Source organism: Microbacterium sp. ZW CA_36 (assembly GCF_044987475.1).
In the GTDB taxonomy this organism is placed as follows: domain Bacteria; phylum Actinomycetota; class Actinomycetes; order Actinomycetales; family Microbacteriaceae; genus Microbacterium.
On record NZ_JBJDRL010000015.1, the window covers coordinates 71,998 to 84,708 of the forward strand.

Below are 12,711 nucleotides of genomic sequence, written 5' to 3' on the forward strand. Positions count from 1 at the left end.
CCGTGGGGCGAGATCGGGGGTCGACGGGGGGTCAGGGCCGCGGCACGAAGCCTTCGGCGCGGATCCTCCACCCGTCGGGCAGACCGCGGCGCGGTTCGCCGTCGTCGTCGGTCGCGAGCATCGCGACCGCCGCGAGCAGACCGCCGTTACCGGGCAGGTACAGCGGCAGCCGGTTCGGCACCTGGAAGTTGTGCCCGTTCGACAACGAGCGATTGCGGGGCAGATCGGTCAGCAGCAGGTCGAATGCCGTATCGAAGCGGCCCAGACGTGTCGCGCACATCGCCAGTAGCGGGAAGTCCCACCCCCAGGTCGAGTTCCACTCCCACGCCTCGAGGACGTGGTCGAGCGTGCTGGCCATGACGTCGGGATCGACGAGGCGCGTCGGCGGAACGAAGCCGTACGCACCGACGAGCGACGGGTGGTCGATGAGGGCGGTCGCCCCCCGCACCGCCTCGTACCGGCCGCCGGCGATCGGGAGCGGCGCGATGCCGTCGACGGCGCGGCGCCATGCCTCGGGTACGTCGCGGCCCTGCCGCCGCCGCCACTCGCACGCGGTCTGCAGCGCCCACAGCACGTAGGCGAGCTCGAACGTCGGATCCCACGTGGTCGCGGCCTCGTAGCGCTCCTGCGCCGGCATGAGCGGCGGCGCGAGGTGAGCGGTGCCGTCCTGCCACCACACGAAGCCGGCCAGGAACTCGGCGGTCTCATCGACCAGTTCCGCGTACTGCTCGAGCACGCCGGTTTCTTCGCGGCGAGCCTGGTACACCAGCTCGGCGAACGAGATGGGATGCGGCTGCTGCCAGAGCAGCAGAGGTCCGATCTCGTTGGGGCTCTCGACCCCCTCCGGCCCGACGTGCTTGGGCCAGCGCGCGCCGGGGTAGCCGTTTCGGTCCGCGTTCTCGCGGGCGACCGGCAGGATGCGCTGGTACCACGCCAGACTGCGTTCGAGAAGCGCCGGCCGGCCCCACATCGGGAAGTGCGCGGCGTGCCACCAGTGCATCTCGAGGTGGAACGTGCCGCCCCACGAGTTGCAGACCAGACCGCTCTCCTGGGGCGGCAGCGAGCCGGCGCACTGAATCGCGGTCAGGTACTGCGACAGGACGATCCGTCGCTCGAGCTCGTGCGCACGCGGGTCTTCTGATCGCGACAGGTCGACGAAGGCGCCCTCGCTCCAGTACGCACGCCAGTGCTCCGCGGCGGCCGCGAAGGTCTCGTCGGCGGTGGGGAGGGGAAGATCGGATGCTTCGGGCGCGAACTCGACGACGAGCTCGATGTCGTCCGCCTCGGGCACGAGGTCGATCGCATGCCGCGCGGAGGCCGAGACGCGGCATCCGCTCGCCCGCACCTGCACGGTGTACGCCGCCTCGTCCACGCGGCGGGTGATGCGCACGATGCCGTCGTCGCCGACCTCGACGTCGGTGGAGTGGGCGCCGGGGCGGGTCCAGTCTTCGTCGGCCTCCCAGGTGTCTTGGATGGTGGCGAACGAGATGCGCAGCGCCGCAGCGCCCGCGGTGAAGAGCTCGGACGACGCGGAGACGGCGAGGATGTCGCGGTCGGGGTGCACGGCGGTGCGCGTGCGCGTGCGGAGCCCGCCGAGGGCGAATGTGCTGTCGAGCAGGCCGCTCCACAGATCGAGCGTCTGCGCGGTGCCGGTGATCTCGCCGGGATCGGAGACGGGCTCGCCGGTCACCGGACGCCGCAGCACGTACGCGACGCGGCCGAGGTGAAGGCGCTGCGGGTTCACCCAGTAGTAGTAGCCCGCCGGCTGCAGGCGACGGGCATCGGCCTCGGTCAGGCGCCAATCGTAGGTCGTCGGGTGGTCGACGGGCGAGCCGTCGGGCCGCTCGAAGCGCACCATCGTGTCGTCGAGCGTGAGCCCGTCGGGATTGGGGGCCCAGTGGAACGCCCACTGCGCCTGGGTTCCCAGGGGCGTCGCGCTCCGCGCATCGGCGCGCGCCGATGCGCGGCTGTGCCAGTCGGCGAACGTCTGCAGGCCTGTGGCATCGGCGGTGAAGCAGAACTCGCCGTTGCCCACGGTGAGCGGTGCCTCCGCATCGACCCGCGTTCGGCGGATCCGATGCCGGTCGACGACCGCGTGTCTGTCTATCGCCGCAGCGGCGTCGATGGGCGCGGCGGGGTCGATGCCGCTCATCCTTTGACCGCGCCGGACGTCGCGCTGCTCATGACCTGCTTGCGGAACAGGAGGAAGACGACGATCAGGGGGAGGGTCGCCAGGAGCGTCCCCACCATCACCACGGGGTAGTCGCTGGTGCCGTAGTTGCCGTTCAGCTGCTGCAACGCGACGGGCAGCGTGTACAGGTCCGAGTCGTTGAGCACCAGCAGCGGCCACATGTACTCGTTCCAGTTCCACATGAACTGGAAGACGGTGAACCCGGCGATCGCGGGACGCAGTGCGGGAACCCCGACGTGCCAGAACACGCGGAGGAAGCCGGCGCCGTCGACGCGGGCCGCCTCGATCACCTCGTACTGCACGGCCTCGCGCGCGGCCTGCCGCATCCAGAAGATCCCGAAGGCGCTGGCAGCGCCCGGCACGATGAGCGGCAGGTAGGTGTTCAGCCAGCCGAGGTCGACATAGATCTGGAACATCGGCACGAGCATCACACCGGTGGGCAGCGTCATGGTGGCGAGCAGGATGCCGAAGAGCCAGTTGCGGCCCGGGAACCGGTACATCGCGAAAACGAACCCGGACAGCGCCGCGATCGTCACCGTGACCAGCGTCGCGATCACCGAGACGACGACGGAGTTGAGGAACGCCTGGCCGAAGTCGATGCTCTCGAAGAGCCGCCCGATGTTCTCGAAGAGCTCGGGCCCGGGGATCAGCCGGGGAGGGCTCGAGAAGATGTCGGACGTCGTGCTGGTCGACATGACGATCAGCCAGTAGAACGGGAACGCGAACAGCGCGGCGGCGGGGATCAGGACCAGATGCTGCAGCCAGGCGCGACGAGGGGTCTTCATCACATCTCGTTTCGGCGTCGGGCGATGACGCGGGAGTTGAGGATGGCCAGGAGGATCAGCACGACGAAGATGCCCCAGCCGATGGCGGTCGCGAAGCCGAGGTCGGGTCGCACTGTAGGCAGCGTCGCCCCCATGTAGCCGACCTGGAGGAACATCAGCGTCACGACGGAGTTGTCGGGGCCCCCGAGGCCGTTGGTGAGCACCTGCGGCTCGGTGAAGATCTGAAAGCCGCTGATCGTGCCGGTCACGGCGACGAAGAGGATCGTCGGCCAGATCATCGGAACCGTGATGGAGCGGAGGATGCGCCACGGGCCGGCGCCGTCCAGGCGCGCGGCCTCGTACAGCGAGGGCGGGATCGACGAGATGCCGGCGAGGAAGATCACCACGAAGTAGCCGAAGCTGCGCCAGAAGATCATGAGGGCGACCACGAGCCGCACGCCCCACTCGGTGGTCATCCAGGGGACAGCCGACAACCCGATCGCCTCGAGGAACGCGTTGATGATGCCGTACTCGTTCGAGAAGACCGACTGGAAGACGATGGCCACCGCCACGATCGAGGTCACCTGCGGCAGGAAGAACAGGGTCTGGTAGAGGCCCTTGGCGCGCAGCTTCGGCGAGCTCAGCAGGGCCGCAGCGCCGAGCGAGGCGAGGATCACCGGAACCTGCGCGATCACGAAGATGATCACGGTGTTGCTCAGCGCTCCCGCGAACTCTCCCGAGCTGAACAGGCGCTCGAACTGTTCGAGGCCGACCCATTCCGGCTCGCCGAGGCCGTCCCACGAGACCATCGACAGGTACACGGCGAACACGAGGGGGAAGAGCCCGAAGACGGCGAACAGGATGTAGAACGGCGAGATCGCCAGGTACTCGCGCCAGTAGCGGAGCAGTGCCGGGCGACGGCGTCGGGATGGCGGCACGGGTGCCGGTGTCGTCGAGGGCGGAGTCGCCGTCGAAGTTGCGGTCGAGGTCATGATGCTCCCTGGAAGGCGGGGGCGGCGCGCGGCCGCCCCCGCCGCTGTCACTCTGCGGAGTTCTTCTCGACGAGCGAGGAGTACACCTTCTCGGCGTCGTCGTCGTTGAACGAGAGGTCGTTCAGCGCGACGAAGAACTGCGAGGCGACCGTCCCGCTGTCGGGTGCCTGGTAGACCAGCGGCGCCTCCTCGGCGGTCTGTGCGAGCGCGCCGAGCGTGTCCTGACCGCCGTAGTACTCCTGCGGCGAGGCGGCCTCGGGGTCGGCTGCCACGCCAGTCGACGCCGGGAAGAGGCCCTTCTCGAGGTAGCCGATCTTCTGGAACTCGGTGCCGCCGATGAACGCCGCCAGCTCCGCCGCGGCCTCGGGGTGCTCGCTCGCCGACAGCGCCGACACGAACGTTCCGCCGGTCGCAGCCGGTCCGCCCGGAACCGTCGTCACGCGCCAGTTGCCGGACTGCAGCTCGCCCGCGGATTTCAGCAGGCCGTCCTCCCACGCGGGCCCGACGAAGCCGACGATGTCCTCCTGCGTCAGGGCCGCGTTGAACTCGGGCGTGTACGGCTCGGCGTTCGCGCACAGGCCGTCCTGCGCCAGCGAGGCGGTCTCGACGAACGCGTCGTGCGAGATGGGCGAGTCGACGATGTTGACGTCCTCGCCGTCCTCCTGCTCGAAGTAGGCGTAGCCCTCCTGCGCGAGGCGAGCCTGGTAGACCTGGCCGGCGTGGTCGCACACGAAGCTGCCGGCTCCGGCAGCCGCGGTGGCGAGCTCGCGCTAGGCGTCCCACGAATCGATGGCTGCAGCGACCTCTTCGGGCTCCGTCGGGTAGCCGAGCGACTGGAGGACGTCGGCGCGATAGAAGAAGCCCCACGGGCCGATGTCGGTGGGGAGCGCAACCTGACGATCGTCGGGCGCCTGGCCGAGTTCGAGGCCCCACTCGACGGCATCGCTCTCGGCGGCCTGGTCGGACAGGTCGACGAACTCGTCGGCCACCGTGAAGAACGACGGCAGGCTGCCGCCCATCATGACGACGTCGGGCAGGCCGCTGCCCGAACGCAGGGCCGCGCGCAGCTTGTCTTCGATGTCGGGGATGTTCTCGAAGGTGATGTCGTAGTCCGGGAACTGGTCGGCGAGGATCTGCTCGACATCGTCGGGCACCGAGTTGCCTCGGGCCCACAGGGTGAGCGCCACGTCTTCTCCTGCGTCGCCGGCACCTGAGCCGGCCGAGCTGCAGCCGGCCAGCAGGCCGACGGCGAGGAGGCCGGCGGCGCCGGCTGCGATCTTGCGAGAAACCTTCATTGTCTTCTCCGCTTCTGGAATGTCCGGTGGAGTGAGCGCCCTCCGCGTGCTGTATCCGGGTGTTACCGGTAACAACTGCGGAAGGGTGCATGTTCATTCATCTCCTGCAGATTATGCACGACTTTGGTACGTTTCAATAGTCGGTGACGATCGCCGTAGATTCGGAAGGATGACGATGTCCCACTCGCTGTACCGTCCCGTGGAGCTGGCGTTCGAGGCGCCTTCCGCTCTCTCCGTCGGCCTGGAAGCCCCGCTCACCGTGACCTTCCGGCACGCCGATTCCGGCGATATCGCGGTGCCCGGTTTCTGGGACGGTGGTACGACCTACCGTGTCCGCTTCGCTCCCGAGCTCGAGGGGGAGTGGTCATGGACGAGCGAGAGCGCGGAGGCCGCTCTCTCGGGCCGGACAGGCGCGTTCGAGGTCTCACGCGGCGCCGATCACGGGCCGGTCCGCGTCGCTCACCGCTTCCACTTCGCGCACGCCGACGGCACGCCGTTCCGCCCGGTCGGAGCGACCGCGTACAACTGGCTGCACCAGGACGAGCCGCTGTTCTCGTCGACCGTCGACGCGATCGCCGAGGCCGGCTTCAACAAGTTCCGGTTCATGGTCTTCCCGCAGGGTGGTGGCTACATCGAGCACGTCCCGCGCCTGATGCCGTTCGAGAGGACCGACGGCCGCTGGGACGTGACCAAGCCGGTGCCCGAGTTCTTCCAGCGCCTCGACCGGGCTGTCGAGGTGCTGGGTGAGCGCGGCATCCAGGCCGACGTGCTCGTCTACAACGCCTACGACCGCGGCCAGTTCGGTCTCAACGAGCTCACCGAGGAGGAGGATGCCGTCTACCTCCGCTATCTCGTGGCGCGACTGGCCGCGTATCCCCACGTGTGGTGGTCGCTCTGCAACGAGTTCGACCAGCTCGAGCGCCCAGCCGAGCGCTGGGACCGCACCGGCGCGCTGCTGGCCGAGATCGACCCCTCCGACCATCTGCGATCCATCCACAACTGGATCGAGCTGTACGACAACAACCAGCCGTGGGTGACCCACGCGTCCCTCCAGAACGGCTCGGCCACGACGGACTTCGGGCGCGCGAACCTGTACCGCGACGTGTATGGCAAGCCGGTCGTCCTCGACGAGATCAAGTACGAGGGAGACATCCCCGACCGGTGGGGTCACCTCAGCGCCGAGGAGCTGGTGCATCAGTTCTGGATCACCACGGTCGCCGGCTGCTACGCCTCGCACGGCGAGAGCTTCGTGACGGCATCGGGGAGCCTCCACATGGTCGAGGGCGGGCCCATGCGGGGCGCATCGCCCGCGCGGCTGGCGTTCCTTCGCCGCGTCCTCGAAGAGGTCGAGGGTGCGGGGCTGGATCCGATCGACAAGTGGGACGACCCGGCGTATGTGGCCGGCATCCCGCGCCGTCTGTACGTGCAGTACCTCGGCCGGTCGGCGCCGGCGACGTGGGACTTCCGGCTGCCGATCGGGTTCCCGGGAGAGCGCCCCGAGCCGGGCGACACGTTCGAGGTCGACGTCATCGACACCTGGAACATGACGATCACGCCCGTCGGCCGGCGCTTCACGCTCGACGACGTGCAGCGCAACGATGCCTTCGATCGGGCCTCCGCACCGCTCGAGCTGCCCGCGGGCGAGGCGCTGGCGCTGCGCATCACGCGCGTGGCGGGCTGACCCGTGGACGCGGCATCCGATCGCCTGAAAGCCTGGCGCGGGGGACCGCGCCTGGGGGCGGCGTACTACAACGAGTACCTGCCCGACCCGTCGCGGCTCGAGGCCGACCTTCACCTGATGACGGATGCCGGCATCACGTGCATCCGCGTCGGAGAATCGGTCTGGTCCACGTGGGAGCCGCGCGACGGAGAGTTCGATCTCGAGTGGCTGACGCCCGTGCTCGACGCGGCGCACGCGCACGGGATCGACGTGATCCTCGGCACGCCCACCTACGCCGTCCCGCCGTGGCTCGCGCGGGCACACCCCGAGCTCGCGGTCGTGCGCAAGGACGGCAGCACCGTGCCGTGGGGCGGACGCCAGGAGGTGGACTACACGTCGGAGCTGTTCCGCGGCTACGCGGAGCGCGTCATCCGCGCGGTGATCGGCCGGCATGGCCGGCATCCGGCGGTCATCGGCGTGCAGCTCGACAACGAGGCCGGCCTGCATCTGATCCACAACGAGCACGTCGTCGGGCGATTCCGCGAGTGGGTCGCGGACCGCTACGGCGATGTCGACACGCTCAACCGCGCGTGGGGGCTGACGTACTGGTCGCACCGCATCGCCGAGTGGGACGAGCTGTGGGCGCCGTCGGGCAACACCACTCCCGCCTACGACCTCGCCTGGCGGCGGTTCCAGGCCGAGCTGACCGCGGACTTCATCGGCTGGCAGGCCGACCTGGTCCGCCCGCTCGTGGCCGACGACACGTTCCTCACCACCTGCATCGCCTACCAGCGGCCGGCGATGGACGACGTCGCCGTCGGCGCGCGGCTCGACATCGCCAGCGGCAACGCCTACTACCTCGCCCAGGACGCGATGGACCTCGAGCGCGAGGGCGCGGGCGGCCAGTGGTACGCCGACGACGTGCCGCAGTTCGTGCTCATGGCCGACCGCATGCGGGCGTCGCGGCAGGGCCCGTTCCTCGTCACCGAGACCGGCGCCGCCTCCATCGGCCCCGCCTGGCTCACCCGTCCGCCGTACGACGGTCAGCTCGCCCAGGCGGCGTGGCTGCTCGTCGCGCGCGGGGCGCGGCTCGTGTCGTACTGGCACTGGCACACGCTGCACTCGGGCGCCGAGGTGCACTGGGGCGGCGTCCTGGGTCACGACCTGGAACCCGGGCGCATCCACTCCGAGGTCGCCGCGATCGGCCGGCAGTTCGCCGCGGCGGCGCCGTGGCTGACGGATGCCGAGCCCGACGCCGACGTCGGCCTGGTGTACGCGCACGACAGCGAGTGGATGATGACGTTCGAGCCGCCGCTCGCGCGCGGTTCCGATGCCGATCGCGGCTCGTATGCGCGAATCGTGGGCGCGTTCGGACGCGCGGCGGTCGATGCGGGGCTGCAGGTGGGACTCGTGAACGAGCGGCAGCTGCCCGACGCGGGCGAGCTTGTGCGGCGATACCCGGTGCTGGTCGTGCCGGGGCTGATCGCGGCATCCGATCCGACGCTCGAGACGCTCGTCGAGTACGCCCGTCTCGGCGGACGGCTCGTGATCGGCCCCCGCACCGGGTACGGCGACGACGAGGGCCGCATGCGCCCCGTACGGGCGCCCGCGATCGTCGGACCGGCGGCCGGGGTCGGCTACCGGGAGTTCGGGGCGCTCGCCGAGCCGACCGAGGTCGTACGCGACGGCGCGCTCGTCGGCACTGCGCACGGCTGGGCCGACGGGCTCGAGCCCGACGGAGCCGCCGTCGTCCTGGGGTACCGGCATCCGCTGTTCGGCCGATGGGCGGCGGTCACGCGCCGCGAGGTCGGTGCGGGCACGATCACGACGGTCGGCACGCTCCTCGACCGCGCGACGCTGGCCGACGTCATGACGGATGCCGCGGCCCGCGGATCCGGGCGCGAGGCGGCGGTGGCGTCTGCGCTCCCGGGTGCCTCCGCGATCCTCACGGGGCGCCCGGCCTCGGTCACCGCGCACTCTCTGACCGGCGCTCAGGGTCGCGTGTGGGTGGTGCACAACTGGTCGCCGCAGACCCGCACCGTCCGGGTCGCGGCGGACGCAGCATCCGTCCTGGATGACACGGTGCACCGGGCGGGCGCGGAGGTCGAGCTCGCGCCGTGGGATGTGCGGGTCTGGCGCGAGGCGCCGTCCTCGGCGGAGTCGAGCTGACCCTCTGCGTGACCAGTTCACTTGCGCTGAACGTACGCCGATCGCCCGGCTTCACGTACGTTCAGCGCAAGTGAACACGGTGAACGGATGCCGCGGGCGTGGGGGTGTTACGGGGCGCGGCGGTACTCGCGGGGGGAGACGCCGCGCAGGCGCTTGAACGTCCGACCGAAGTGGGAGAGGTCGCGGAAGCCGGCCGTGGCGCCGATGTCGGCGATGCTGCGATCGGTCGTGCGCAGGAGGGTGGCCGCGTAGCCGATCCGCAGGCGCGCGACGTACGCCGAGATCGTCTCTCCGGTGGAGGTCGCGAAGGCGCGCGAGAGGTACGTCCGCTCCAGGTGCACCAGGGCGGCCAGGTCGGCGAGGCTCTGGTTCTCGGTGAAGGAGCGATCCAGGTGCGCCCGTACCTCGTCGACGGCGACGTCGGTGCGGCTGCGGGTGCTGCGGGCAGGCAGGAAGCCGTGGGCCGTGATCGCCCGCGCGCACTCGACGAGCAGCGCCCGCCGCAGGCCGGCGACGATGTCGCCCGTGCCCGGCCCCGGGTGGAGGGTCTCGCGCTCCAGCAGCTCGAGCAGTGCGCGCGTCGCCGCGACGTCGTCGATCGCGACCTGCGGAAGCCGCACCCGGGGCGCGTCGCCGAGGGGCAGGAGGGCGGCGAGGGCGCGGTCCAGCGGCGGCGACAGCGGCAGGACCGGATGCGCGTCGACGTCGAGGTAGACGTTCACGACCTCGAGCGCATCGCCGTCGGTGATGAGCCCGTGACGCTCTCCCGTGCGCGTGACGGCGAACGACGGGCCGGTGATCGCATACTCGGTCTCGTCGAGGACGTGGCAGCCGGTGCCGCGCAGTACGAAGGTGAGGAGGACGACGTCCACCCCGTGCAGGTCGAGCGTCGGACTGACGAAGTCCGTGAACCTCTCGGCCGCGACGCCGTGCTGTTCGAGCGTGGGGTGGCGTCCGCGGACGCGGACGCGGGCGTCAGGCACGGCCGTCAACATCCTCCGACATGACGTCAACATACACGTGGAATGCGCCACGGAATCGGCGAATATTGCTCTTATGACGATCTTCGCCGACACCACGGCCTGCGTGGGCGCAGGCCAGTGCGCCCTTGTGGCGGGCACGCTCTTCGACCAGGACGATGACGGGATCGTCGTCGTGCTCGACGCCGACCCGACCGCGGACGACGACGTCGCGGCGGCCGTGCGGGCGGCATCCCTCTGCCCCGCGCGGGCGATCCGGGTGGCGGACCGATGACGCACGTGCTCATCGTCGGCGCCTCGCTCGCGGGGCTGACGACCGCCGAGAGCCTGCGCGCCGAGGGCTTCGACGGGCGCATCACGCTCCTCGGCGGCGAACGCCACGCGCCCTACAGCCGCCCGGCCATGTCGAAGCAAGTCCTCTCCGGGGAGTGGGATGCCGCTCCGATCCGCGGCCGCGCCGAGCTCGCCGGGCTCGGCGCGACCTTCCGCCTCGGCCGCCCCGCCACAGGGCTGGACCCGCGGCGGCGCCAAGTGGCGGTCGGTCGCGAACGCATCGCCTACGACGAGCTGGTGATCGCCACCGGCGCGGTGGCGCGGCATCCGTTCCCGGCGGCCCAGACCCTGCGGACGATCGAGGACGCGCACCGACTGCGCGGGCGGCTCGCGCGCGGCGACAGCGTGGCGATCATCGGGGCGGGCGTGCTCGGCTGCGAGGTGGCCTCGGCGGCGCGCGCCGCGGGATGCGCGGTGGCGCTGATCGCCCGTGACGAGGGGGTGTCGCTCGGCACCCTCGGCCCGCGCCTCTCGGAGCGCATCGCCGGTCTGCTGCGTGAGAACGGTGTCGAGCTGCGCACCCGTGCCCACGTCGTCGCGGTGGATGCCGCCGGCGCGCAGCTCGCCGACGGTACCACTGTCGGCGCGTCGACGGTCGTGAGCGCCCTCGGCTGCACCCCCGCCGTGGACTGGCTGCGCGGGTCCGGCGTCGAGATCGCGGACGGCGTGGTGTGCGACGCCGATGGCCGGGTGGCGGACGGGATCCACGCGGTCGGGGACGTCGCGGCCTGGACCGATCCGGCGGACGGCCGCCCACGACGCACCGCGCACCAGCAGACGGCGATCCTGCAGGCGCAGACAGTGGCCCGTGCCATCGCGACCGGCGCGGCATCCCTGCCCATCGAGCCGTTCTTCTGGACGACGCTGTTCGGCACGCGGATCCTCGTCCACGGCCGGGTGCGGCCCGACGCGGAGCTCGACGCGCTCGCGGGTGATGCCGACGGCGACCGCTTCGTCGTCGCCACCCGGCGCGAGGGACGCGTGGAGGCGCTTATCGGCTGGAACATGGCGCGCGAGTTCCGGATGGCCCGGGCCGAGCTCCCGCGCGCCGAAAGGAGCCTCGTATGACCGGATGTCCGTATCACGAGCGTCGCCTGCCCACCGACGGCACGCCTCTCGCACCGTCGCCGGCGCTGGCGACATGGCGCGACGAAGCGCCCGCGACGCCGCTCCACTACCCCGACGGGCCTGACGGACTCATCGTCACCCGGCATGCGCTCGCACGCGATGTGCTGGCGGATCCGAGGTTCACGGTCGCGGTCCACCGCTTCCCTCAGCCGCAGGACGGGGCCGACCTCGACGGCCTCGACGAGGGCGCGCGCGCCTCACTCGCCGCTTCGAACCTGCTCGCCCTCGACGGCGATCAGCACCTCCGCATGAGGAGAGCGATCATCTCGCAGTTCTCGATGCGCGCCGTCCGGGCGCGCGAGGACGCGGTCGCCGGCATCGTGACCTCGCAGCTCGCCGAGTTCCTCGCCCGCGATCAGCCGGCAGATCTGTTCGCGCACTACGCGACGCCGATCTCGATGCGGACGCACTGCCTCGTCCTGGGCGTGCCCGACGCGCTGACACCGCGATTCGGCGAGCTGTTCGTCACGGGGACGTCCGCGACCCAGGAGAAGTTCGACTACATCCGCGACGTCCTCGCCGAGAAGGAAGGCGCATCCGGCGACGACGTGATCACCCACCTGCTGCAGGGCGAATGGACGCGTGCCGAGGTCGAAGGGATCCTGCTGGTCCTGATGACCTCCGGCCGCGATTCGGTGGCCTACCTCATCGCCACGGCAATGGTCGCGCTGCTCACGCACCCCGACCAGCTCGTCGTCCTGCGGGAGGATCCCACGGCGCTCCCGGCAGCGATCGAGGAGTTCATGCGAGTGGGGGCGATGTTCGTCACCCTGTTCCCTCGCACAGCGCGGGAGGACCTCGAGCTGCACGGCGTCGCGATCGCCGCGGGCACGACCGTCGCCGTCTCGCCCGTGGCCGCGAATCACGACGAGCGGCAGTACGAGGATCCCGACCGGTTCGACGTCACTCGTGACGCGTTCGGTCATCTCGGCTTCGGGCACGGGCCGCACGGCTGCGTCGGCCAGCAGCTCGCGCGCCTCGAGATCCGCGAAGCCGTCGGGCAGCTGCTGGCCGCGGCGCCCGGCATCCGTCTGGTGCATGCCGAGCAGCTCTCTCCGCTGCCGTTCGCGCATCCCGTCGCGACCTACGAGGCCGGCGCCGTCGAGGTCGCGTGGCGCTGACCCCCCTCGTGGCTCCGTTTCACTTGCGCTGAATGTACGCCGATCGGCCCGTTTCGCGTACGTTCAGCGCAAGTGAAC

11 protein-coding genes are annotated in these 12,711 nt (G+C 70.7%); 5 read left to right on the forward strand and 6 right to left on the reverse strand.

Annotation, left to right across the window (positions count from 1 at the left end):
* Window positions 1-31: 31 nt before the first annotated feature.
* From ACI3KX_RS09045 to ACI3KX_RS09065, 5 genes are read right to left on the reverse strand one after another with little or no spacing between them, the layout of a single operon-like run.
* Complete coding sequence (locus tag ACI3KX_RS09045; RefSeq protein WP_404909468.1) at window positions 32-2,152, reverse strand: hypothetical protein; 2,121 nt, start codon at window positions 2,150-2,152, stop codon at window positions 32-34.
* Window positions 2,149-2,976 (reverse strand): carbohydrate ABC transporter permease, encoded by an 828-nt coding sequence (locus ACI3KX_RS09050; RefSeq protein ID WP_163630496.1) that lies wholly within the window; start codon window positions 2,974-2,976, stop codon window positions 2,149-2,151. The genes ACI3KX_RS09045 and ACI3KX_RS09050 overlap by 4 nt, the downstream gene beginning before the upstream one ends.
* Window positions 2,976-3,947, reverse strand: coding sequence for a sugar ABC transporter permease (locus ACI3KX_RS09055; RefSeq protein WP_363354975.1), 972 nt, complete (start codon window positions 3,945-3,947; stop codon window positions 2,976-2,978). The genes ACI3KX_RS09050 and ACI3KX_RS09055 overlap by 1 nt, the downstream gene beginning before the upstream one ends.
* Before the next feature lie 47 nt (window positions 3,948-3,994).
* Entirely contained in the window at window positions 3,995-4,678 is a 684-nt protein-coding gene (locus ACI3KX_RS09060; protein ID WP_404909469.1) for an extracellular solute-binding protein, read from the reverse strand.
* A gap of 39 nt (window positions 4,679-4,717) precedes the next feature.
* Window positions 4,718-5,242, reverse strand: coding sequence for an ABC transporter substrate-binding protein (locus ACI3KX_RS09065; RefSeq protein WP_404909470.1), 525 nt, complete (start codon window positions 5,240-5,242; stop codon window positions 4,718-4,720).
* A 169-nt stretch (window positions 5,243-5,411) separates the two neighbouring features.
* Between ACI3KX_RS09065 and ACI3KX_RS09070 the strand changes: the two genes are divergently transcribed.
* A complete protein-coding gene (locus tag ACI3KX_RS09070; protein WP_404909471.1) occupies window positions 5,412-6,923 on the forward strand; it encodes a DUF4038 domain-containing protein in 1,512 nt (503 codons plus the stop codon).
* A 3-nt stretch (window positions 6,924-6,926) separates the two neighbouring features.
* Entirely contained in the window at window positions 6,927-9,071 is a 2,145-nt protein-coding gene (locus ACI3KX_RS09075; protein WP_404909472.1) for a beta-galactosidase, read from the forward strand.
* 107 nt (window positions 9,072-9,178) lie between these two features.
* On the opposite strand, the gene ACI3KX_RS09080 is transcribed toward ACI3KX_RS09075, so the two are convergent.
* Window positions 9,179-10,054 (reverse strand): helix-turn-helix transcriptional regulator, encoded by an 876-nt coding sequence (locus ACI3KX_RS09080; RefSeq protein ID WP_404909473.1) that lies wholly within the window; start codon window positions 10,052-10,054, stop codon window positions 9,179-9,181.
* 73 nt (window positions 10,055-10,127) lie between these two features.
* Between ACI3KX_RS09080 and ACI3KX_RS09085 the strand changes: the two genes are divergently transcribed.
* Genes ACI3KX_RS09085 through ACI3KX_RS09095 form a run of 3 tightly spaced genes read left to right on the forward strand, consistent with a single transcriptional unit; the run spans window position 10,128 to window position 12,633 of the window.
* Window positions 10,128-10,325 carry a ferredoxin gene (locus tag ACI3KX_RS09085; RefSeq protein ID WP_363354965.1) on the forward strand — a complete coding sequence of 66 codons (198 nt, stop codon included), beginning with the start codon at window positions 10,128-10,130 and terminating at the stop codon, window positions 10,323-10,325.
* Window positions 10,322-11,452 carry an FAD-dependent oxidoreductase gene (locus tag ACI3KX_RS09090; RefSeq protein WP_363354963.1) on the forward strand — a complete coding sequence of 377 codons (1,131 nt, stop codon included), beginning with the start codon at window positions 10,322-10,324 and terminating at the stop codon, window positions 11,450-11,452. The genes ACI3KX_RS09085 and ACI3KX_RS09090 overlap by 4 nt, the downstream gene beginning before the upstream one ends.
* On the forward strand, window positions 11,449-12,633 hold the full coding sequence (locus ACI3KX_RS09095) for a cytochrome P450 (RefSeq protein ID WP_363354962.1): 1,185 nt from the start codon (window positions 11,449-11,451) through the stop codon (window positions 12,631-12,633). Before ACI3KX_RS09090 ends, ACI3KX_RS09095 begins: the two co-directional genes overlap by 4 nt.
* Window positions 12,634-12,711: the final 78 nt, after the last annotated feature.